At 54.7% G+C, this 19,614-nt stretch carries 19 protein-coding genes; 10 read left to right on the forward strand and 9 right to left on the reverse strand.

From position 1 onward, the window contains the following. Window positions 1-20 precede the first annotated feature (20 nt). Both ROI90_RS10855 and ROI90_RS10860 read right to left on the reverse strand, forming a co-directional pair. A complete protein-coding gene (locus ROI90_RS10855; protein WP_315998367.1) occupies window positions 21-506 on the reverse strand; it encodes a PRC-barrel domain-containing protein in 486 nt (161 codons plus the stop codon). Between the two features lie 48 nt (window positions 507-554). Further along, window positions 555-1,208: a hypothetical protein gene (locus ROI90_RS10860; RefSeq protein ID WP_315998368.1), complete on the reverse strand. Its 654-nt coding sequence runs from the start codon at window positions 1,206-1,208 to the stop codon at window positions 555-557. Window positions 1,209-1,567: 359 nt separating this feature from the next. Between ROI90_RS10860 and ROI90_RS10865 the strand changes: the two genes are divergently transcribed. Beyond that, on the forward strand, window positions 1,568-2,497 hold the full coding sequence (locus ROI90_RS10865) for a DUF389 domain-containing protein (RefSeq protein ID WP_315998369.1): 930 nt from the start codon (window positions 1,568-1,570) through the stop codon (window positions 2,495-2,497). Window positions 2,498-2,555: 58 nt separating this feature from the next. On the opposite strand, the gene ROI90_RS10870 is transcribed toward ROI90_RS10865, so the two are convergent. Both ROI90_RS10870 and glmM read right to left on the reverse strand, forming a co-directional pair. After that, the gene (locus ROI90_RS10870) at window positions 2,556-3,704 is read right to left on the reverse strand and encodes a cysteine desulfurase family protein (RefSeq protein ID WP_315998370.1); all 1,149 of its coding nucleotides are present in this window, start codon (window positions 3,702-3,704) and stop codon (window positions 2,556-2,558) included. 174 nt (window positions 3,705-3,878) lie between these two features. After that, window positions 3,879-5,267, reverse strand: a complete 1,389-nt coding sequence (gene glmM / locus ROI90_RS10875; RefSeq protein WP_315998371.1) for a phosphoglucosamine mutase — start codon at window positions 5,265-5,267, stop codon at window positions 3,879-3,881. Window positions 5,268-5,430: 163 nt separating this feature from the next. Between glmM and mazG the strand changes: the two genes are divergently transcribed. The 9 genes from mazG (at window position 5,431) to ROI90_RS10920 (ending at window position 13,599) form a co-directional block, all read left to right on the forward strand. Then, window positions 5,431-6,270: a nucleoside triphosphate pyrophosphohydrolase gene (gene mazG / locus ROI90_RS10880; protein WP_315998484.1), complete on the forward strand. Its 840-nt coding sequence runs from the start codon at window positions 5,431-5,433 to the stop codon at window positions 6,268-6,270. Between the two features lie 281 nt (window positions 6,271-6,551). Next, window positions 6,552-7,415, forward strand: a complete 864-nt coding sequence (locus ROI90_RS10885; protein ID WP_380229893.1) for a MotA/TolQ/ExbB proton channel family protein — start codon at window positions 6,552-6,554, stop codon at window positions 7,413-7,415. A gap of 71 nt (window positions 7,416-7,486) precedes the next feature. Then, a complete protein-coding gene (locus ROI90_RS10890) occupies window positions 7,487-8,116 on the forward strand; it encodes an ExbD/TolR family protein (protein ID WP_315998373.1) in 630 nt (209 codons plus the stop codon). Between the two features lie 11 nt (window positions 8,117-8,127). Beyond that, a complete protein-coding gene (locus ROI90_RS10895; RefSeq protein WP_315998374.1) occupies window positions 8,128-8,649 on the forward strand; it encodes an ExbD/TolR family protein in 522 nt (173 codons plus the stop codon). Next, a complete protein-coding gene (locus ROI90_RS10900; protein WP_315998375.1) occupies window positions 8,646-9,476 on the forward strand; it encodes an energy transducer TonB in 831 nt (276 codons plus the stop codon). The genes ROI90_RS10895 and ROI90_RS10900 overlap by 4 nt, the downstream gene beginning before the upstream one ends. A 234-nt stretch (window positions 9,477-9,710) precedes the next feature. Further along, window positions 9,711-10,535 carry a TonB family protein gene (locus tag ROI90_RS10905; RefSeq protein WP_315998376.1) on the forward strand — a complete coding sequence of 275 codons (825 nt, stop codon included), beginning with the start codon at window positions 9,711-9,713 and terminating at the stop codon, window positions 10,533-10,535. Window positions 10,536-10,722: 187 nt separating this feature from the next. Beyond that, complete coding sequence (locus tag ROI90_RS10910) at window positions 10,723-10,977, forward strand: hypothetical protein (RefSeq protein WP_315998377.1); 255 nt, start codon at window positions 10,723-10,725, stop codon at window positions 10,975-10,977. 28 nt (window positions 10,978-11,005) lie between these two features. Then, the gene (locus ROI90_RS10915; protein ID WP_315998378.1) at window positions 11,006-11,926 is read left to right on the forward strand and encodes a PstS family phosphate ABC transporter substrate-binding protein; all 921 of its coding nucleotides are present in this window, start codon (window positions 11,006-11,008) and stop codon (window positions 11,924-11,926) included. A gap of 47 nt (window positions 11,927-11,973) precedes the next feature. After that, entirely contained in the window at window positions 11,974-13,599 is a 1,626-nt protein-coding gene (locus ROI90_RS10920; RefSeq protein ID WP_315998379.1) for a tetratricopeptide repeat protein, read from the forward strand. A gap of 81 nt (window positions 13,600-13,680) precedes the next feature. Here ROI90_RS10920 and ROI90_RS10925 read toward each other — a convergent pair whose 3' ends face one another. The 5 genes from ROI90_RS10925 to ROI90_RS10945 form a co-directional block, all read right to left on the reverse strand. Further along, complete coding sequence (locus ROI90_RS10925; RefSeq protein WP_315998485.1) at window positions 13,681-14,718, reverse strand: RluA family pseudouridine synthase; 1,038 nt, start codon at window positions 14,716-14,718, stop codon at window positions 13,681-13,683. A gap of 178 nt (window positions 14,719-14,896) precedes the next feature. Beyond that, the gene (locus tag ROI90_RS10930) at window positions 14,897-15,535 is read right to left on the reverse strand and encodes an OmpH family outer membrane protein (protein WP_315998380.1); all 639 of its coding nucleotides are present in this window, start codon (window positions 15,533-15,535) and stop codon (window positions 14,897-14,899) included. Between the two features lie 36 nt (window positions 15,536-15,571). Continuing rightward, window positions 15,572-16,252, reverse strand: a complete 681-nt coding sequence (locus ROI90_RS10935) for an OmpH family outer membrane protein (RefSeq protein WP_315998381.1) — start codon at window positions 16,250-16,252, stop codon at window positions 15,572-15,574. Window positions 16,253-16,294: 42 nt separating this feature from the next. Beyond that, a complete protein-coding gene (gene bamA, locus ROI90_RS10940) occupies window positions 16,295-18,826 on the reverse strand; it encodes an outer membrane protein assembly factor BamA (protein ID WP_315998382.1) in 2,532 nt (843 codons plus the stop codon). 9 nt (window positions 18,827-18,835) lie between these two features. Beyond that, window positions 18,836-19,582: an isoprenyl transferase gene (locus ROI90_RS10945; RefSeq protein WP_315998383.1), complete on the reverse strand. Its 747-nt coding sequence runs from the start codon at window positions 19,580-19,582 to the stop codon at window positions 18,836-18,838. Window positions 19,583-19,614 lie beyond the last annotated feature (32 nt).

Consider the following 19,614-nt stretch of genomic DNA (forward strand, 5'->3'; position numbering starts at 1 on the left):
TTGCTTATACGTGCTAATGCTTACCCCAGCTTGCGTCGCTGGTAAAAGGTAGAGCCATCATACCCAGACTGGCCGTAGAAACCTTGGTCGTTAGGAGTTGAAAGCGGCAGGTTCAGAGCCCGCAACATGGCCTCTTCATACTGACGGGTAATCTGGATTTCAACGTAGGGCGGATACTCCAGCACAGATTGAGCAGTAAGAGAAGGCACGAACACGTTATCGGCTTCTTCGTCCAGGGCGGCCACTCCTATAGGCAGCAGAATATGCCGGTCCCGCTCATTAATCTGCAGGTGGTCATTCAGCTCGATATCCAGGTAGCGCACTTTTAGAGCCTCTACGTCCACAATCAGCTCAAATACCTGCCCAAACTGCCGACCATCGGCCCCGCGCACTGGCCAGCCCCGCACATCAGGGTTACCATCGGCTACTTCAAACTCAGTCAGATCATGTAGACGACGCAGGTGCATACCTTCCGCCGAGGGAATGGGCTCAGAAGTGGTTTCCATACTAGAAGACTAAAAAATAAAGCCCAATTACGTGCGGTGAAATGAGAATTAACGGGCCGGTTCGCTCAGGGCCTGTACCAGTTGAGCAGCCTGCTGAAAATAGGTTTTGACCTGCTCCTGCTCTTGAGGCGTGGTATTACGGCCGCTCAGGTTGTCGGCCAGGGCGGTGAGCTGACGAGCCGCCGTTTCCTGCTCCGGATATGCCTTCTGCTGAATAGCCAGCATCAGGTAGGCTGCCGCCACGTAGCCAGGCCGCAAACTGGCCCCGGCCTCGCCTAACCGGTTGGTGGCACTGGTCAGGTCGTCGCGGCGGGTCTGGATGGCCGGGTCGCGCAAGTCGTCCCGATCTACCAAATCAACCAGCGTTGAAGTCAGTAGCCGCAGTCCTTCCTGTCCGTAGGTGGGGCGAGAAGCATCTCCCTGGGCAAAAGCTGCCAGCACGGCCGGGGTTGCCGGAGCAGTGCTTTCAGCGGCCATGTCGCCGACGGCATCAACTGCCGGAGCAGGACCGGTTTCGGCGCCAGTGGTGCTGTCCGGTGGAGCCGGGATACCCGAGCCAGCCGGGGGCCGTTCATCAACGGGAGGCGCCGTTTCGGCCCGGAACAGGAAATACGCTCCTATACCTACTACTGCCAGCACAACCAGCAATAATAGCCAGGGGCTCGGGGTATTTTTTTTGCGCTGAATATTAATATCCGCCATACAAACCGGAAAAGGGTGCGTGCGACTTACGCATTTTGGCCAAAATATGATTCGGTTACGCTCTATGCACTGGCTGCCTCTGGCAAATGACTACACCGGCATCAGCAACGAAGTATAATTGATTAGAGCAGCTTTCCTGAGTAATTGGCGGCCCTGAACGATTCCTGGAATACTCTTCAGTAGTGGCCGCATGGAGTATAGCTGCTAGATTTTACCTGCATACAGCAGTGCTTATTTACAGCACGACAGTAAAGAAACCAGTTGCTTTGAGCAGCCGCCATCTACTCGGAGCAACTGCCTGAAAAGTGGCTATTTTCTCCGTTGCCCCGTAGGCAAGCTACTGTACATACATTGATTCTATGCACCGTAGCCTCGAACTTACTGTTCCGCCCACCGTTACCGAAGACCTTTGCCAGCAACTGGTTGCCTTGGATGAGGTAGTAAGTTTAAGCGTGCAAAAAGGCATTTCCCGCAAACCCGCCGGCGACGTAATCAGCGTGCAAGTGCTCAACCGGGGGGCCGATGATGTGCTGCGCCTGGCAGGCAAAGCCGTAGCCCGGCCTGGGGATTTATCGGTGGCCACTGCGGAGTTGAGTAGTATAATTGCTCCCGCAGAGGGCGAGAAAATTCTCAACGACAAGGACGAAGCTATTTGGGAGGAGGTGGAGGCTGGGCTGCGCCACCAGGGCCGGCCTACCTCCAATTATCTGGCGTTAATGGGCCTTGGCGGCATCATGGCCGCGGTGGGTCTGGTTTCGGAGCCAGTGCCGCAGGCCGTAGCCTTTATTGCCTCCAGCATCATTGCACCGGGTTTTGAGCCTGTAGCGGCTATTCCCATGGGCGTGGTGCTGGGCCGCTGGCAGGTAGTAGCGCGGGGCTTGCGTTCCACCGTCATCGGCTACTCATTGTTTATGCTCATGGCAGGACTGACGATGTTGTTGCTGGTGCAGGTGGGTGAAAGCTCGGCCACCGAGCTTGCCACCAACCCAGAAGTGCGCAGTATGGCGCAGCCTACGCTCAAAACGCTATTGGTTTCGGCCTGCGGGGCGGCGGCGGGTATCGTCATTATTGCGGCGTACCGGCGCAGCGTTATTGCCGGGGCCCTCATTGCGCTTATTCTGATGCCAGCCGCCGCGCTGGTAGGCTGTGGGCTGGCCGTAGGTCGCTCTAATCTGGCCGCCGAAGGCCTCACCCGTTTCCTGATTGATGTGGGGTTTGTGCTAGGCCTTGGCCTACTCATCTTTTACTGCAAACAACGTTTTCAGCACCAACGCCGCCCCCTAGAATAAAACAAAAGGCCTTCTACTGCTTGGTAGAAGGCCTTTTGTTTTGAAGGGTGACTAGCTACTATACCTTCAATGGTTGCTGACGGTACATTTTAGCCAACTGGTCTACGGCATAATCGACTTCCTCAGCAGTGTTGTACTTGCTCATGGAGAAGCGGATAGTTCCCCGGCTAGGGTCGCAGTCCAGAGCATTAAGCACGTGGGAGCCAGCATTGGCTCCGCTGGTACATGCTGAGCCTCCGGAACAGGATATGTGGTTAATATCCAGGTTGAACAGCAACATTTCGTTCAGATCCGAGGCGGGCAGGCTTACGCTCAGTACCGTGTACAGACTCTGGTCAGCCTCTGCCGAGGTACCATTGAACTCTACTCCGTCAATTTCAGTACGCAGCTTGGCAATAAACCGGTCTTTCAGGCCTTGGATGTGGTGCTGATGCGTGGCCATATCACGGTAGGCTATTTCCAAAGCTTTGGCCAGCCCGATAATACCGTACACGTTTTCGGTGCCGGCACGCTGGTTGCGCTCCTGGGAGCCGCCATGAATCAGCGCATCAACCAACAGCCCCGAGCGGCGGTACAGGAAGCCGGCCCCCTTGGGCCCGTGGAATTTGTGTGCCGAGCCTACCAGGAAATGAGCCTTCAATTGCTGCACATCGTGGCGGTAATGCCCCATTGTCTGCACCGTATCCGTATGAAAGACAGCATCGTAGTGGGCACAAATTTCCCCAATGGCAGCAATGTCGTTAAGGTTACCAATTTCATTGTTAGCGTGCATCAGGCTCACAAATGTGCGCGGCTGCGTCGACAGCAACTCCTCCAGATGTTCCAAATCGAGGCGGCCTTGTGCATCATGGCGCACGTAGCTAAGCGTAATGTCGCCGGCCTTTTCCAAGGCCTCCATCGTGTGCAGCACAGCATGATGCTCCAGCTTGGAAGTAATGCCGTGTTTCAGCCCCAGCGTCCGGACGCTGCCGAAAGCAGCGTAATTGTCGGCCTCGGTACCACAGGAGGTAAACACAATTTCAGCTGGCGCCGCATTAATTAGATGGGCAATGGTCTTGCGGGCGTTTTCGACGGCGGCGCGCACTTGGCGGCCATGGCCATGGATGCTGCTGGGGTTACCAAAATGGTTCTGCAGAAACGGCAGCATGGCGTCCAACACTTCGGGGTCCAGCGGCGTGGTGGCAGCATTATCGAAATACACGTTCATAAGCAAGACAAAAGCAGGTGGAAACGCAGGAAAGGAAAACGCCCACAAAAATAGGGGTTTCTACTGGGCTGTGTTACTTGCGCCTCTTTCACAACAGCAAGGCGCCCCCAGCCTCTGACGGTAACCGTCAGAGGCTGGGGGCGCCTTGCTGTTGTGCTTACAGGTAGTTACCGGCTACTTGCTGATGATTTCTTTAATGTCGCCGATAATTTTATTAGCCAAGTGGTCAGCCGTAGCATTGGAGTCCGACTCGGCGTAAATCCGGATGATGGGCTCCGTATTGGACTTGCGCAAGTGTACCCATTCTTTGTCAAACTCGATTTTTACGCCGTCAATAGTATTTACAGGCTGCTTGGCGTAACGCTTTTCCATTTCCATCAGCACCTCATCGGTGTTGATTTCGGGCGTTAGCTCAATCTTGTTCTTCGAGATAAAGTAGTTCGGGTAGGAAGCTCGCAACCGAGTCATGGTCAGACCGGTTTTGGCCAGATGACTTAGGAACAAAGCAATACCCACCAAGGAGTCGCGGCCATAGTGCAGTTCGGGGTAGATGATGCCCCCGTTGCCCTCACCGCCAATAATGGCATTAGTTTCCTTCATCTTGTTTACCACATTCACCTCCCCTACGGCGGCGGCGGCGTACTGCCCGCCGTGCTTCTCGGTTACGTCGCGCAGAGCGCGGGTGCTGCTAAGGTTGCTCACGGTATTACCCCCACCATTCTGCTGGAGCACGTAGTCGGCCACGGCCACCAGCGTGTACTCTTCTCCGAACATGGTGCCGTCTTCGTTTACCAGAGCCAAGCGGTCCACATCGGGGTCCACTACAATGCCTAGGTCGAAAGAGCCCTTCTCCATGGTCTTGGCAATTTCCCGCAGGTTCTCAGGCAGGGGCTCGGGGTTGTGGGCAAAGTCGCCGGTGGGCTCACAAAACAGCTTCTCAATAATTTCTACGCCCAACTGTTCCAGCAGCATTGGCACGGCAAAGCCCCCACAGGAGTTTACCGCATCCACCACTACCCGAAAATTCTTGGCCTTGATAGCGGCTTTGTCGACCAGGGGCAGCGCCAGAATGGTGTTAATGTGCTGCTGCAGAAACGTGTCGTCGGTGGTATAGCTGCCCAGCTTGGTTACTGGCGCGAAATCAAACGCTTCCGAATCACCCAGAGCTAGTACCAGCTTACCATCGGCGTCCGAAATAAACTCGCCCTTCCCATTTAGCAACTTCAAGGCATTCCACTGCTTGGGGTTATGCGAAGCCGTCAGGATGATACCCCCACCCGCGTTTTTGGCCGGTACGGCCATTTCTACGGTAGGCGTGGTGCTCAAGCCCAAGTCAATTACATGGATGCCCAGCCCTTGCAGCGTGGCCGCCACCAACCGGCTCACCATGTCGCCGGAGAGGCGGGCATCACGCCCAATAACAATGGTATTGTTATCGGTTTGCTGCAGCACCCAGGTACCAAAAGCAGCCGCGTATTTTACCACGTCAATCGGCGTGAGTCCGTCACCGGCTGCACCGCCAATGGTGCCGCGAATGCCCGAAATAGATTTAATCAGTGCCACTGTATGTTGCTATGATGAAGTACAAGAGTGAGGAGAAATAAGGCTGCAAAAGTAGCCAACTACGCCTGCTTTCCCTACGAAAGAATATGTGCATCCGGTCGAAGAAGACCTGTATCCTCCGCCGCCCATCCGAAAAGCCGGCAGCGGTTGTATATTTGGCTTAATGGAATACACTACTTCTGCCCGTCGGCCTCAACAGTTGGAAGCCTTTGGCCGGCTGCTCGACGTATTGGACCGCCTTCGCGCCGAGTGTCCCTGGGACCGGAAGCAAACCTTGGAAAGTCTGCGCCATCTCACTATCGAGGAAACATACGAGCTAAGCGACGCCATTATCCGTCATGATTTGCCCGACCTGAAAAAGGAGCTTGGTGACGTGATGCTGCACCTAACCTTTTACGCTAAAATAGCCAGTGAGCAGGGCGCTTTTGATATTGCCGATGTACTAAATGCCCAGTGCGACAAGCTAATTTTTCGGCACCCACACATTTACGGCGACGTGCAGGCGCATGACGAAGAAACCGTGAAGCGCAACTGGGAACAGTTAAAGCTGCAGGAAAAAGGCAACTCATCGGTACTAGGTGGCGTACCCTCGTCGTTACCGGCCTTGGTGAAGGCCATGCGTATTCAGGAAAAAGCGCGCGGTGCGGGCTTCGACTGGGACAAACCCGAGCAGGTTTGGGAGAAAGTGCAGGAAGAGCTGGAAGAGTTTAAGGCTGAATTTGCGGGTGAGCAACCGCAGGAAACCCCTTCAGAACAAGCCGCTGCCGAGTTTGGTGACCTGCTCTTCTCCCTTATCAACTTTGCCCGACACGCCGGCATTAACCCGGAGGAGGCGCTGGAGCGCACAAACCGTAAGTTCATTCAGCGCTTCCAGTACTTAGAGACTCAATCGGCTCAGGATGGGCACCAACTGCGTGATTTAAGCTTGGCCCAAATGGACGTTTATTGGAATCAAGCAAAACAATTAGCTGCTGACAATGCCAAAGAAGCACCCACGAAATAGCCTTTTTTTGAGGCACACATGGTTTTAAAGCGTTTAAACGCATTTTTCATTTGGCAGCACTCAGGTTTTTTATTTAGGTTTGCCAAGGCTAGTTCTGTTTTTGAGACGGGCTCCGCGCACGAGCAGACCCATACCCGGCCGGGCTTCCGGTCACCAGTATGCGGGTGCGTGGTATTCCAGACCAGAATTCAACTAGCCGCTGTTTTTTCTTTTTTTACACGTACGTCAACCTTTCACCAACAACCCACTAATTCTCCGGAACAATGGAACAAAAGAATGCCATGAACAAGCCCGCGGCTCGGCCCGCCGCTGCTGCTGCGCCTAAGGGCGAGTCCAAGGGTGGTGGTTCATCCTCATTTGCCGTTATCGCCATCCTGGTGGCATTTGTTGTCAGCGTGCTGATTTACATCTTCATCCTCGGCGACGGTAGTCACTTTCAAGGTGGCAGCAACGAAAACAACCCTCTCTCGGGCGACTACTTCGGTGTAGTGTACAAAGGTGGTCCCGTAGTACCCGTACTGATGACCATGTTCCTGTGTGTGTTCATCTTCTCGATTGAGCGTGCCCTGACCATTGGTCGTGCTAAAGGTTCGAAAAGCATCGAAACTTTCGTTCGCACCATCCGTCAGAAGCTGAACGTGAACGACATCACCGGTGCCATTGCCGCCTGCGACCAGCAGAAAGGCTCGGTAGCCAACGTAGTACGTGCTGGCCTGATGAAGTACCAGGAAATGTCGCGTGAGCGCAACATGGAGAAAGACCAGAAAATCCTGGCTATCCAGAAGGAAATCGAAGAATCGACGGCTCTGGAACTGCCAATGCTGGAGAAAAACCTCGTTATCATCTCAACCTTGGCTTCGGTAGCCACCCTGACCGGCCTGATCGGTACGGTACTGGGGATGATCAAGGCCTTCTCGGCTCTGGCCCAAGGTGGTGCTCCTGATGCAGTAGGTCTGGCTAACGGTATCTCGGAAGCTCTGATCAACACGGCTCTGGGTATCGGTACTTCGGCTCTGGCTATCGTAGCCTACAACTTCTTCACCAGCAAAATTGACGAGCTGACTTACAGCATCGACGAAGCTGGTTTCAGCATCATTCAGACGTACGCTGCTCAGCACGGCGAAACCGACCACCACGCTGCTTAATTTTTAGTGCCTCTACGCACTAAAGCACAGGTTCTTTCGTTTCTGAATTACGCTTTTAACCGACACCAGCAATGCCCAAAGTAAAGCCTCACAGAACATCCCCGTCGTTGGATATGACTCCGATGGTGGACTTGGCCTTCCTGCTGGTGACTTTCTTCATGCTCACCACCAAGTTTGCCCCGGAAGAGGCCGTGGTGGTGGATACGCCCTCCTCTACCTCGGAAATTCGCCTACCAGAGTCACACGTAATTACCATTGCGGTTGATGATCAGAAGCGCGTATTCTTCGGGGTAGATGATGACGCTATCAAGTCCGATTTGCTGACGCAGGTGGGAGCCAAATACGGGGTAAGCTTTACGCCCTCCCAGATTCAGGCTTTCAAAGGCGTAGCGTCGAGCTTCGGTACTCCAATCGAAAAATTGCCGGCCCTGCTCAGCCTCGACAGCGAGCAGCGTAAGTTGGTGAAGCAGGAAGGTATTCCGGCCGACTCCACCAACAACCAGTTCATCGAGTGGGTACAGACGGCTCAGCAGCTTAGCCGCAAATCAGCCTACGGCAAGCCAGCTTACGTTGCCATTAAAGGCGACGGCAAAACGGACGTGCCTACGGTAAGGAAAGTCATCAAGCTGATGCAGGAGAAGAACATTAACCGGTTCAACCTCATTACCGACCTGGAAACCAAACCAGTAGCCGGTAAGTAACCCGCACAGACATGGCAGAAATTCAACAATCCGGCGACTCCGGCAAAGGTGGGAAGAAGCGGGCCAAGAAAATGTCGACCAAAATCGACATGACCCCTATGGTAGACTTGGCCTTTCTCCTGCTCACTTTCTTCATGCTCACGACTACCTTCAGCAAGCCCACCGTAATGGAAGTGGCTATGCCGGTGAAGCCGAAAGCAGATGACCCGGAGCCCCCGGCAATCAAAGAATCCAACGCTCTTACGCTTCTGTTGGGCGAAGGCAACAAGCTGTATTATTACGACGGCCTGTTAAGCGCCAGCCAGAAGCCGGAACTGAAGCTCACCAACTACGGTGCCGATGGCATCCGGAAAGTGTTGCTTCAGCGGAACAGCAACCCCGACCTGGTGGTGCTGATCAAGCCCGACGACAAATCGGCTTACAAGAATATGGTTGATATTCTTGACGAGATGAACATCACGGCTACTAAAAAGTACGCCTTGGTGGACATTGCCAAGCCTGACCAGGAACTGATTAAAACTTCTGGATTATGATGGACAACATGCAGTTGGCCAAAGCAAGCCTCGATGATATCGTCTTCGAGGGGCGCAATAAGGCCTATGGAGCCTACGTAATCCGGCGGGTATATGGCAAGCACGTAACCCGGGCTGTTCTCCTCGCCATTGCTGTCTTCTCTTTGCTCATCGCCTTCCCTTTGGTAGCGCGTATGCTGAAAAAAGATGAGGTGGTGGCTGAAGAGAAGATGCTGAAGGTGAACACGCTGGAAGCGCCCCCGCTGGATGCTACGAAGCCGCCACCCCCACCCCCGCCGCCACCAGACGCGCCGCCGCCACCGCCACCCAAGCTCACCACGGTAAAGTTTGTGCCCCCGGTTATCAAAAAGGATAATGAGGTGCAGAAACAGGAAGAAATTCCGGACCAGGAAGAGTTGAAGGACAAGGTGGTAGCCAACGAAACCGTGAAAGGCAACACCGACAACCCCGCCGACTTGGCAGGTTTGGAACCCGGTGAAGGCACGAAAGCGGTAGAGGAAGTGGTAGAAACCAAGCCCTACACCTACGTTGAGCAAATGCCGGTTTTCCCCGGTGGGCAGGAAGCCCTGCTGCAGTACATTGCCAAGAATATTAAGTATCCGGCAATGGCCCTGCGCAACCAGGTAGAAGGCCGCGTGTTTATCAAGTTTGTAGTAGGTCCCGATGGATCGGTTACGAATGCTGAAGTGCAGAAAGGTATTGGTGCCGGTTGCGACGAAGAGTCGTTGCGGGTAATCAAAAACCTGCCCCGCTTCACGCCTGGTAAGCAAAATGGTCGTGCTGTATCGGTGTACTACACCGTTCCGGTAACCTTCGCCATCAAGTAAGGATCCTGTAGTCGGTTAACCCCGGCTTCGCTTAATATCCCAAGTTAGACTTCGGTCCGGCTTGGGATATTTGCTTTTCTATACTTCTATAAAAAAATATAGTAGGCTGGCATACTACCACTCATTAGATAGGCGTTGAGTGATTGAAAGCCAGCGGGTAAGCAAGTGTGGGTAGTACGGAATGGCTTGGGAGTATTGGTCTGTACTGTTTCATTCACCTTAACTACCTATACCATGACCACAGCCGCACACACCGCCCTTCCCTCCCTTGACGACATAGTATTCGAGGGCCGCAACAAAGCCTACGGCGCCTACGTGCTCCGGCAGGAGTACGGGCAGCACATCCGTAAGGCCACTATTATTGGCGTTAGTCTGGCGGCGCTGCTCCTAGCTGTTCCCGTGGTCATACAACAGATCTGGCCAGCCGCACCGCCCGTGGTGGACATTCCGGCTGACTTACCAATTGTAGAGCTTCTGGACAACGTGACCATAGAGCCCACAAGTCCCCCGGCAGCGGCTGTTCGCCCGACTATTGTTGTCACGCCCCCCCGGACGTTTCCTACCCGGGTTGTGCCGGATGAGCAGGTTCCGGCTACCCAGTCGGAAGAACAGGTAACGGCTCCTGTCGTTGACGGGCCGGTGGCAGTTGGCACTATTCCCCAGGAAGGAACGGGCGGGGTTGCGGGCACAGGCACCAGCACGGGCAACGACTCAGCCGCTAAAACGGCGGAACCAGCCGTTATGAAGCCCTTCGTGCACGTGGAGGAAATGCCGGAATTTGCCGGCGGCCAGGCAGCGTTGATGAAATATCTGCAACGTCAGCTTCGCTACCCTTCGTCGGCACTGCGGGCCGGGGTCGAAGGCAAGGTCTTCATATCCTTCACCGTGAATACGGATGGCACCATCCAAGACGTGACGGTGCTCAAGGGCCTAGGCTACGGCACCGATGAGGAGGCCAGCCGGGTAATCCGGCAAATGCCTGCCTGGAAGCCCGGCTACCAGAACCACCGGGCCGTGCCGGTACGCTACTCACTGCCCATTACGTTTAAGTATGAATAGCAGCGAAGCCGGATATAGCGTAACTTGAATTGATTTTTCGGAAGCCAAGAAACAGCTGGTTTGCTAAAAACCAGCTGTTTCTTGGCTTTTTTTGCGTCCGCCAAACCGGCCCGGCACCCTGCTTACTGAACAAAACGGTTACTTTCTGACGTTTAAAGCTACATCTACCTGCTCTTTTCTTTTTTTCATGTCAGACCTGCCTCCTACCCACGAGCGACTTGGCACGCGGCGCCAATCATCGGTGGTGCGCTATTTTACGCTCATCATGTCAGTGCTTTACACGCTGGTGGGCGTTGCTCTGCTACTGGCCCCGGCCGGTACGCTCAACCTGCCCAACTTTGCCCGCTACCTTCTGGCCGGCGTCTTCGTATTTTATGGAATCATTAGATTTGTCCGCACCTACCAGCAACATTTCACCAAAAACCGGGATGACGCACGCTAAACTTGCAGTATTGGGCACTTGCCTAGCCATGAGCACCTGGCTGACGGGCTGTGGCAGCGGCTCATCGTCGGGCAGCACTCAGGAGCTCGATACGCCTACCAGCGGTACTATTCGCATTGGGGTAGATGAGACCTTTGAGCCCATTTTGAAGTCGCAGGTAGATACCTTCCAGAAGCTGTACCCCGGCGCGCACTTGCAAACCTCCTACTCACCCGAGTTGGATGTGATGCAGGCCTTTATGGCTGACAGTATTCGGTTGGCAATAGTAGCCCGGCCGTTATCTGCTGATGAGAAAGAACGGTTTCAGCAGCTGAAAATAGAGCCGCGTGCCATTCGTATCGGGGTTGACGGGGTGGCCATCATCGTGCATCCCAGCAACGCCGACTCTCTGCTGACAATGGCGCAGCTGAAAGGCATCTTTACGGGCCAGTTGACGCAGTGGAGCCAACTCAGCAGCAAGAACAAGCTGGGAGCCATTACGGCGGTGTTCGACAACAACAACTCCAGCACGGCCCGCTTCGTGCAGGACTCCGTAACACGTGGTGTAGCTCTTACAAAAGGAGTTTATGCCTCCAAATCGAACCCGGCGCTGCTTGATTACGTTGCTACTCATCCAAACGCTATTGGCGTCATTGGAGTAAACTGGATTAGTGACCGGGACGATGCCGCCGTGCAGAAATTCCTGAAGCGGGTGCGGGTAGTGGCAGTAAGTCCAAAAGCTGCCGGTTCTGCCCCCGCCGATTATATTCAGCCGTATCAAGGCTACTTGGCCCAGAAAACGTACCCTCTGCGCCGGGAGCTATATGTTATCAGCCGGGAAGCTCGGGCCGGACTTGGCACCGGTTTTGCAACCTTCTTGGCAGGTAACAAAGGGCAGCTCATCATGCTGAAATCGGGTTTGATGCCGGCTACCGGCCAAGTCCGTATGATTGAGGTAAAGCCTAACTAAAAACGCTCTTCTCCCTTTCCTTCGAATTTTCACTTAACCTTTTGCTCATGAACCTCAAGCCCTGGAAGCTCACGCTCCTCGCCGCTTTGTCCGTTACCGGTTCGGCCGCTCTTGCTCAGACCAGCCCTCAAAAAGCTCTTGAGTTGGAACGCTACAGCGAGGCCCGTGCTGCTCTGCTGCGTGCTCCGCAGTCTAATGAAACCAATTATGAATTGGGTCGCCTTTACCAAATGCGCGAAATGCCCGATTCAGCTGCTTATTATTTCAACCGGGTTTCGCTGAACCAGAAAGACCCGATGACTCTGGTAGCAGCCGGCCGTGCTGCCCTGGCCCAAGGCAAAACCGCTGAAGCTGAAATTCAGTTTGACAATGCGGTGAAGGCCTCTAAAGGCAAAGATCAGAAGGTGTACACGATGATTGCCCAAGCGTATGCTGAATCAAACATCAAAGACACTGGCAAGGCTCTTTCGTATGTAAGCGCCGGTGAGAAGCTGAACAAAGGCGGTAAAGACGACCCAGCACTGATGATTGCTCGTGGTGACATTTACCTCAAAGGCGAGACAGGTGGCGGCGAGGCTATGAACAGCTACGAGCGTGCTTCTTTGGCCGACCCTAACAACGTACAAGCGTACGTACGCAAGGGTCAGTTGAACATGCGCGCCCGTACTTATAACGAAGCTAAGACCAACTTCGACAAGGCCATCAGCATCGACCCGAATTACGCTCCGGCTTATAACGCACTGGCCGAAACGTACTACTTCGCAGGCCGTTATGACGACGCATTGGCGCAGTTCCAGAAGTATTCTTCTTTGGCTGAGAAGTCGTCGAACACGGATGCCAAGTATGCCTCCTTCCTGTACCTGACCAAGAAATACCCGGAGGCACTGGTAGAAGTGGATAAAGTGTTGGCTAAAGACCCCAACAACCTCACCATGAACCGTCTGCGCGCTTACAGCCTGTATGAAACTGGTAAAAATGATGAGGCATTGGCCGCCATGCAGAAGTATCTGCAAGTGGCTCAAGCCGATAACAAGGTTATCACCGAGGATAACGTGTACTACGGCAAGATGCTGATCAAGGGTGGCAAAACCAGCGAAGGTGCGGCCATCATCAAGAAAGCCATTGACGCCGACCCCAAGAAGGCTTCAGAACTTCAGAACGAACTGGCGCAGGCTTACTTGGCGGCTAAGGACTACCCCAACGCCATTAGCACCCTGAAAGCCCGTATGGCGGCTACGAAGGGCGGTGAGTTGACGGACAAGGTATACTTGGGCCGGGCTTACGAGATGAACGGCCAGTATGTGCAGGCTGATAGCCTGTACGGGGTAGTAGTGACGGAGCGCCCGAACTACATCCCGGGTTACCAGATGCGGGCCCGGGCTAATGCCAACCAAGACAAGGACTCGAAGCAGGGCTTGGCGAAGCCTTACTACGAGCAGTACATCAAGGCAGCCACTGCCGCCGAGGATGCCAGCAAGTACAAGTCCGGCCTGATTGAGGCCAACAAGTACCTGGGCTACTACTACTACCAGAAAGGCGACAAGACCACCGCGCTTCCCTACTGGCAGCAGGCCCTGGCGCTGGACCCCAACGACCAGCAGGCCAAAACCGCCGTGTCTGACATTACCAAGCCTGCCAAAGCACCCGCTAAGGCGCCAGTGAAGCGCAAGTAATTGCACTGGCAATAAAGTAAAAGGGTCCGCTATTGAGTAGCGGACCCTTTTTTTATGCGTTTTACGGAGCCTCTGCCAGCGCTACGGATGCTCGGTAGTGTGCTGAGTCCAGGCAGCCAGCAACGCTTCAAAATCGGCCGGTAGTTCCGCCTCAAACTGCAGGAACTCCCGGGTCGTTGGGTGCTCGAAGCCCAATGACTTAGCATGAAGTGCCTGACGGGGCATTAGCTCTAGCATTTTCTCGGCAAAGACTTTATAAGCGCCCGTACGCTGGCCATACACGATTCGGTCGCCGCCGTAGGTGGCATCCCCGAACAGGGGGTGCCCGATGTGCTTCATGTGCGCCCGAATCTGGTGGGTGCGGCCGGTTTCAAGGTTGCACTGCAAGAGGGCTACTTTGCCGAATGACTGTAGCACTTTATAGTGCGTGACGGCGTGCTTGCCTTGGTCGCCCTCCGGGTACACGGCCTGCACCTTCCGGTCTTTGAGGCTGCGCCCAATATGGCCCCGGATGGTTCCGGCTGGCTCTTTGGGTACGCCCCACACCAAAGCCAGGTAGGTTCGCTCAATGGTATGATGGAAGAACTGATTGGAAAGGTGCGTCATGGCAAATTCGGTTTTACCAACTACCAGCAGCCCTGACGTATCCTTGTCAATGCGGTGGACCAAGCCCGGACGGATTTCGCCGTTGCGGCCGGTAGGCAGGTTCTGCAGATGGTAAGCCAGCCCATTCACGAGTGTACCGTTCCAGTTGCCAAAAGCCGGATGCACCACCAGCCCAGCCGGCTTATTCACCAGCAGTAACTCAGCATCCTCGTACCGGATATCAAGCGGCATTGGCTCCGGCACAACCTTGAATTCCCGAGGTGGCTCAGGCAAAGTAATAGTGATGGTGTCGCCGGGTTTTACGCGGTAGTTGGACTTTACTGGCCGCTCATTCACCTGCACGGCTTCGGCCTTAATGGCGTTTTGAATGCGGGTGCGCGAGGTAGCCGGCAAGCGGTTCAGCAGAAACTTATCCAAGCGCAGCAACTCCTGGCGCTTATCGGCCGTGATGCGGTGGTGCTCATACAATTCGTCACTGCCTTCACTATCGTCGTCCAACTCCGCATCCGACATGGGCGCAGCAGCAGTCGAAAAAATGGGTTGCTCCGGGTATTCTTCCTGCTCCAACATGGGGATATACAGTCAACTCACTAGGTATTCCAGCATCCAGGCTGGGTTTCTATAAAACAGCAACAGCCGGAGCTAATGCCCCGGCTGCGCCAGAATTCAACTCAAACAAGACTGTGGAGCCTTATTTCTTGGTCTTCGTTTTGGTTTTGGTGGCCGTTGGAACAGCCGAAGGGGCCGCAGTAGCCGGAGTAGTTACTTTGGCAGCCGGAGCGGCGGCACCGGGCGTAACCCCCATTTTCTTCAGCACCAGATCCGACACGTCGCCATCCTTGGGGCCGTGGAGCAGCACGGGGCTGGCACCGTCCGAGTTCAGGATGTAGGTGTAGCCGTTTTCCTCGGCTACGGCGTCAATGTTCTTTTGCAGCTTGTCTAGGGCCGGTTTCAGCAACGCCTGCTGCTTCTGCTGCAAGGAGGCTTCCGCGTTCTGCTGAAACTCCTGCATCGACTGTTGCAGGTTCTGCAGCTCTTTTTCCTTGTCGGCCCGCACAGGGTCGGGCATGGCCTGTCCGCCTTTCTGGTAGGCCTCCAGCTTGGTGCGGAAATCGGTTTGCTTGGCGTCCAGCTGATTCTTAAGCTGGGTGCTGTAATCTTTCAGCTGCGACTCAATCTGCTTGCTTTCGGGCATCTGGCTCAGCACATACTCCACGCTGGTGTAGCCAATTTTCAGCGGTGCAGCCGTTTGTGCCATTGAAACCGTAGCCGTGGTGAAGGTAAGGGCGGCAGCAGCCAGCGCAACGCGGAACTTGTTCATGGTGGTCATCAAAAAGGGAAAAGTCAGAGAGTTAGATGCGTAAAGTTACTTCTTTCGGGTAGAAGGTCGTGCGGCCGGACGGGCGGGCTGCTTGCCAGCTACGGGTTCCTCCTCCACGGCACCATCACCGGACGGAGCCGCGGGAGTAGCCACTGTTTTCACCGTGCCCTTCTGAGCCGGCTGGTTGCGCTCCTCAGATGCTAAACCCAATTCTTCCAGTACAAATTCCGTGTAATCATGCACGGGATTGGTGTACAGCATAGTCAGGTCGCCGGATTTATCGAACATGATAGCCAGCTGCTTCTTTTTGGCCACCTTTTCGATGGCCTCAAATACCTTATCCTGCACGGGTTTGGTAAGCTCCTGGCGCTTCTTAAAAAGCTGACCCTCGAAGCCGAAGATTTTGTTTTGGTAGGACTTAATATCCTGCTCCTTTTTCAGAATCTCGTCTTGGCGCTTTTTCTTCATGGCCTCTGTGAGAACCACTTCTTCGGCCTGATAATTCCGATACAGCTTATCCAGATCCTTTTTCTGGGTTTCGATGTCCTTTTGCCAGTTGCCCGACAGCGTGTTAAGCTCCTGCTGCGCCTGAGTGTAGGCGGGCATCTTGCTCAGAATAAACTCCGAATCCACATAGCCGAACTTCTGGGCCTGCGCCGCCTGCGGTGCCAGCATCATCCACATCAGCCCCAGCAGAGCTACTGCTCCCGAAAACAGTTTTTTCATACAGATAAGAGGGAAGATGAATGGCCCGCAACGCCGCTAGGGTTAGCGGAGCTGCTGACCAATGATAAAATGGAATCGGCCGGCTTCCTGCTTCTGACCAGGGGTGGCCACTGGCACTTTGTCGAAGCCCCAGCCGTAATCGAAGCCTAGCAAACCGAATGCCGACATGAAAATCCGGGCCCCTATCCCCGCCGAGCGGTACAATTTATAAGGGTTGTAGGTAGCGTACTGCTCGAAAGCATTACCCGCTTCTGCGAAGCCCAGCACGTACACCGTAGCCGCTGGGTTGAGGCTGACGGGATAACGCATTTCCATCACAAATTTATTGTACACCACGCCCCCGGCCGAGTTCTGGCGGGATGGAGGCAGTGCATCAGCTTCGTTGGGGTCGGCGTAACCGCGGAGGCCCACGTATTCGGTACCGGCTATGAAGTTGCTGGATCCACCGTAGCCCAGGCCTGAACCACCGAGCTTGAACCGCTCAAATGGGCCAATAGGACGGGCACTATTGTAGCTGCCAATGAATCCAAAGTGAGCCCGCGTATTCAGTACCAGTTTGCCCACCATCGGCGAGAACCACGAGGCATCGAACATCCACTTATGAAACTCTACCCACTCGTTCACGCTGGGGTGGGAGCCCGGGAACAGGGAGTAAGGCGGCGTCAGGTTCACGCTCAACGACAACGAGGAGCCCCGACGGGTAAACGTAGGGTTATCGATGCTATTGCGCGACAGGGTAGTATTGAACGTTACGTTAGTGGCGTTACCGGTCCCCGTAGGGAAGAAGTTGGTACCCAGGGCCGTGTAGTTCTGCAGCTTGTACTGCGTTACCGACATGGCATTGCTCAGCGTAAAGTAGTCATCGGGCCAGCGCAGGCGGCGGCCTAAGCTCACACTCCCCCCGTTGGTTTTCAGGAAGCTTCCGGTTTCGGCATCGAAGTTGGTGCCGAGGCGGTAAATCGTTTTGGTCAGGCTCACCGACAGGGAGTTGGGCTTGCGCCCGCCCAGCCAGGGCTCTGTAAACGAGAAGGAATAGGCCTGATACTGCAAGCCGTTGGCCTGCACGTTCAGGGCCAGGCGCTGCCCGTCCCCGGCCGGTACGGGCGTCCAGTTGCGGAGCGTACCGGCTTTGCGCAGGGAGAAGTTGTTAAACACCAGCCCAACCGTACCGATAAAGCCAGCATAACCACCCCAGCCACCCGAAAGCGTAATTTGGTCGGAAGGTTTCTCCTCCACGGTGTAGTTGATGTCTACGGTACCATCGGCTTGGTTAGGCACAGGGTTCAGGCCAATCTTCTCGGGGTCGAAGTAGCCCAGCGTGGCAATTTCGCGCTGGCTGCGGATGAGGTTCTCCCGGCTGAATTTCTCGCCCGGCAGCGTATACAATGCCCGACGCACTACGTGGTCGGAGGTTTTGGTATTACCGGCAATGTTCACATCCTTGATACGGGCCTGCACACCTTCGGTCACGCGCATCTCAATATCAATCGAGTCGCCCTCCACTTTGGTTTCTACCGGCTCAATCTGGAAGAACAGGTAGCCGTCGTTCATGTACAACGACGACACATCCTGTCCCGTAGGATTATAGTTCAGCCGTTTGTCCAGGGTTTCCTTGCTGTACACGCTGCCCTCCCGAATACCTAGCACAGAGGCCAGGGTTTTATCGTCGTAGAGGTAGTTGCCCTTCCAGGTAATGTTGCGGAAGTAGTACTTCGGCCCCTCATCCACCTTCACCGTCAGGCGCAGGCCATCACCCTCCCGAGACAAGGAGTCGGATACAACAACCGCGTCCCGGTAGCCTTCACTGTTGTAGAAGTCAATAAGCTTCTGCTTGTCATCAGCAAATTCCTTGGGCTGATACTTACCTGAGTTGAAGAGCTTGGGAAACTTCTTCTCCTTGGTTTTTTTGAACTTGCCTTTCAGCTTGCTGTCCTTGAAGGCGGTGTTGCCCTCAAACACAATTTCGTTGATCTTGACTTTGTCGCCCTTATCAACGTTGATGAGCAGCACTACGCTATTGGACAGGGCCGAATCCGGCTTCTGCACAATATTCACCTTGGCGTCCAGAAAGCCTTTGTTGGTGTAGAACTTGCGTACCTGGGAACGGGTGTTGCTCAGCAGCGCGTCCGTAACCACCTTCCCCCGAATTAGCTTGATTTTGTTTTTCAGCTCATCGGCTTGGCCTTTGCCAATACCGGTAAACTCAAATTTGGACAACCGGGGGCGCTCTTTCAGGTTGAAGTCCAGGAATACCCGGTCACCTTCCACGCGGGCAATGCTTACGCTCACGTCGCCCAAGATGCCTTGGTCCCACAATTTCCGAATGGCCCGTCCAATTTCCTCGCCGGGAATGGTAATTGGGTCACCTATTTTCAGCCCCGTCAAGCCAATCAGGGTATTGGGGTCCAGGTAACGTGCGCCACTGATAGTGATGCCGCCCAGCGTATAACGCTGGCCCTGCTCGCCCTCAGCTGAGGGCGCTTGAGTCTGACTAAAGGCAGCTGGAGCCGAGGCAGTACCTAACGCTAAGGCTAGTGCAGTTGCCGGAAGTAACTTGTGATAAGAAGAACGCATGTTCTGGAATTACGAAACGGTTAGCTGCTCACTGGTTTTACCGAACCGACGCTCCCGCTGCTGGTACGCCCGCAGAGCATCATAAAAATGCTCCCGCCGAAAATCCGGCCACAGCAAATCGGTAATAAACAGTTCCGTATAGGCCAACTGCCACAATAGAAAATTACTGATGCGCTGCTCGCCACTAGTACGAATCAGCAGTTCAGGATCAGGAATACCCGCCGTCGATAGAAACCCAGCCACGGTAGCCTCCGTTACCTGCTCAGGCTGTAAGCGGCCCGCAGCTACCTCTACCGCTATCCGCTTTGTGGCCTGCGTAAGGTCCCAACGGCCGCTGTAGCTGAGGGCCAGCAGCAGCGTGGTGCGGGTACCGCCTTTCGTGAGCTCAATAGCCTCCGCTAACTCCTTCTGGCAGGAAGCCGGCAAGTTTTCAATCTGCCCGATGGACTGCAGCTTGATGCCATTCTTCAGCAATGTGGGCGTTTCCTGCCGAATGGTGTGTACCAGCAGTTGCATCAGGGCCATTACTTCATGCGCCGGCCTCGACCAGTTTTCGGTGGAAAAGGCGTAAAGCGTCAAGAAGCGCACCCCTACTTCAGCGGCAACTTCCACGGTTTCCCGCACGGCCGTAATGGCACTCTGGTGACCGAAGATGCGTAAACCGCCTTTCTTCTTCGCCCAACGACCATTGCCATCCATGATGACAGCTACGTGAGCGGGTATGTTCTGAGAATCAAGTTCGGACCGGACGGCCATTAGTACCTTTTGCGTAAAGAGGCCGCAAGTTA

This window comes from Hymenobacter endophyticus (assembly GCF_032464715.1).
GTDB lineage: Bacteria > Bacteroidota > Bacteroidia > Cytophagales > Hymenobacteraceae > Hymenobacter > Hymenobacter endophyticus.

Coding starts and splice junctions, on each gene's coding strand:
- bamA (WP_315998382.1), bottom strand. CDS start 18,826: ATGCGTTCTTCTTATCACAAGTTACTTCCGGCAACTGCACTAGCCTTA.
- ROI90_RS10925 (WP_315998485.1), bottom strand. CDS start 14,718: ATGTCGGATGCGGAGTTGGACGACGATAGTGAAGGCAGTGACGAATTG.
- ROI90_RS10860 (WP_315998368.1), bottom strand. CDS start 1,208: ATGGCGGATATTAATATTCAGCGCAAAAAAAATACCCCGAGCCCCTGG.
- ROI90_RS10900 (WP_315998375.1), top strand. CDS start 8,646: ATGATGGACAACATGCAGTTGGCCAAAGCAAGCCTCGATGATATCGTC.
- ROI90_RS10870 (WP_315998370.1), bottom strand. CDS start 3,704: ATGAACGTGTATTTCGATAATGCTGCCACCACGCCGCTGGACCCCGAA.
- ROI90_RS10930 (WP_315998380.1), bottom strand. CDS start 15,535: ATGACCACCATGAACAAGTTCCGCGTTGCGCTGGCTGCTGCCGCCCTT.
- ROI90_RS10910 (WP_315998377.1), top strand. CDS start 10,723: ATGTCAGACCTGCCTCCTACCCACGAGCGACTTGGCACGCGGCGCCAA.
- ROI90_RS10890 (WP_315998373.1), top strand. CDS start 7,487: ATGCCCAAAGTAAAGCCTCACAGAACATCCCCGTCGTTGGATATGACT.
- ROI90_RS10905 (WP_315998376.1), top strand. CDS start 9,711: ATGACCACAGCCGCACACACCGCCCTTCCCTCCCTTGACGACATAGTA.
- ROI90_RS10915 (WP_315998378.1), top strand. CDS start 11,006: ATGAGCACCTGGCTGACGGGCTGTGGCAGCGGCTCATCGTCGGGCAGC.
- ROI90_RS10920 (WP_315998379.1), top strand. CDS start 11,974: ATGAACCTCAAGCCCTGGAAGCTCACGCTCCTCGCCGCTTTGTCCGTT.
- ROI90_RS10865 (WP_315998369.1), top strand. CDS start 1,568: ATGCACCGTAGCCTCGAACTTACTGTTCCGCCCACCGTTACCGAAGAC.
- ROI90_RS10855 (WP_315998367.1), bottom strand. CDS start 506: ATGGAAACCACTTCTGAGCCCATTCCCTCGGCGGAAGGTATGCACCTG.
- ROI90_RS10935 (WP_315998381.1), bottom strand. CDS start 16,252: ATGAAAAAACTGTTTTCGGGAGCAGTAGCTCTGCTGGGGCTGATGTGG.
- ROI90_RS10885 (WP_380229893.1), top strand. CDS start 6,552: ATGAACAAGCCCGCGGCTCGGCCCGCCGCTGCTGCTGCGCCTAAGGGC.
- ROI90_RS10945 (WP_315998383.1), bottom strand. CDS start 19,582: ATGGCCGTCCGGTCCGAACTTGATTCTCAGAACATACCCGCTCACGTA.
- ROI90_RS10895 (WP_315998374.1), top strand. CDS start 8,128: ATGGCAGAAATTCAACAATCCGGCGACTCCGGCAAAGGTGGGAAGAAG.
- mazG (WP_315998484.1), top strand. CDS start 5,431: ATGGAATACACTACTTCTGCCCGTCGGCCTCAACAGTTGGAAGCCTTT.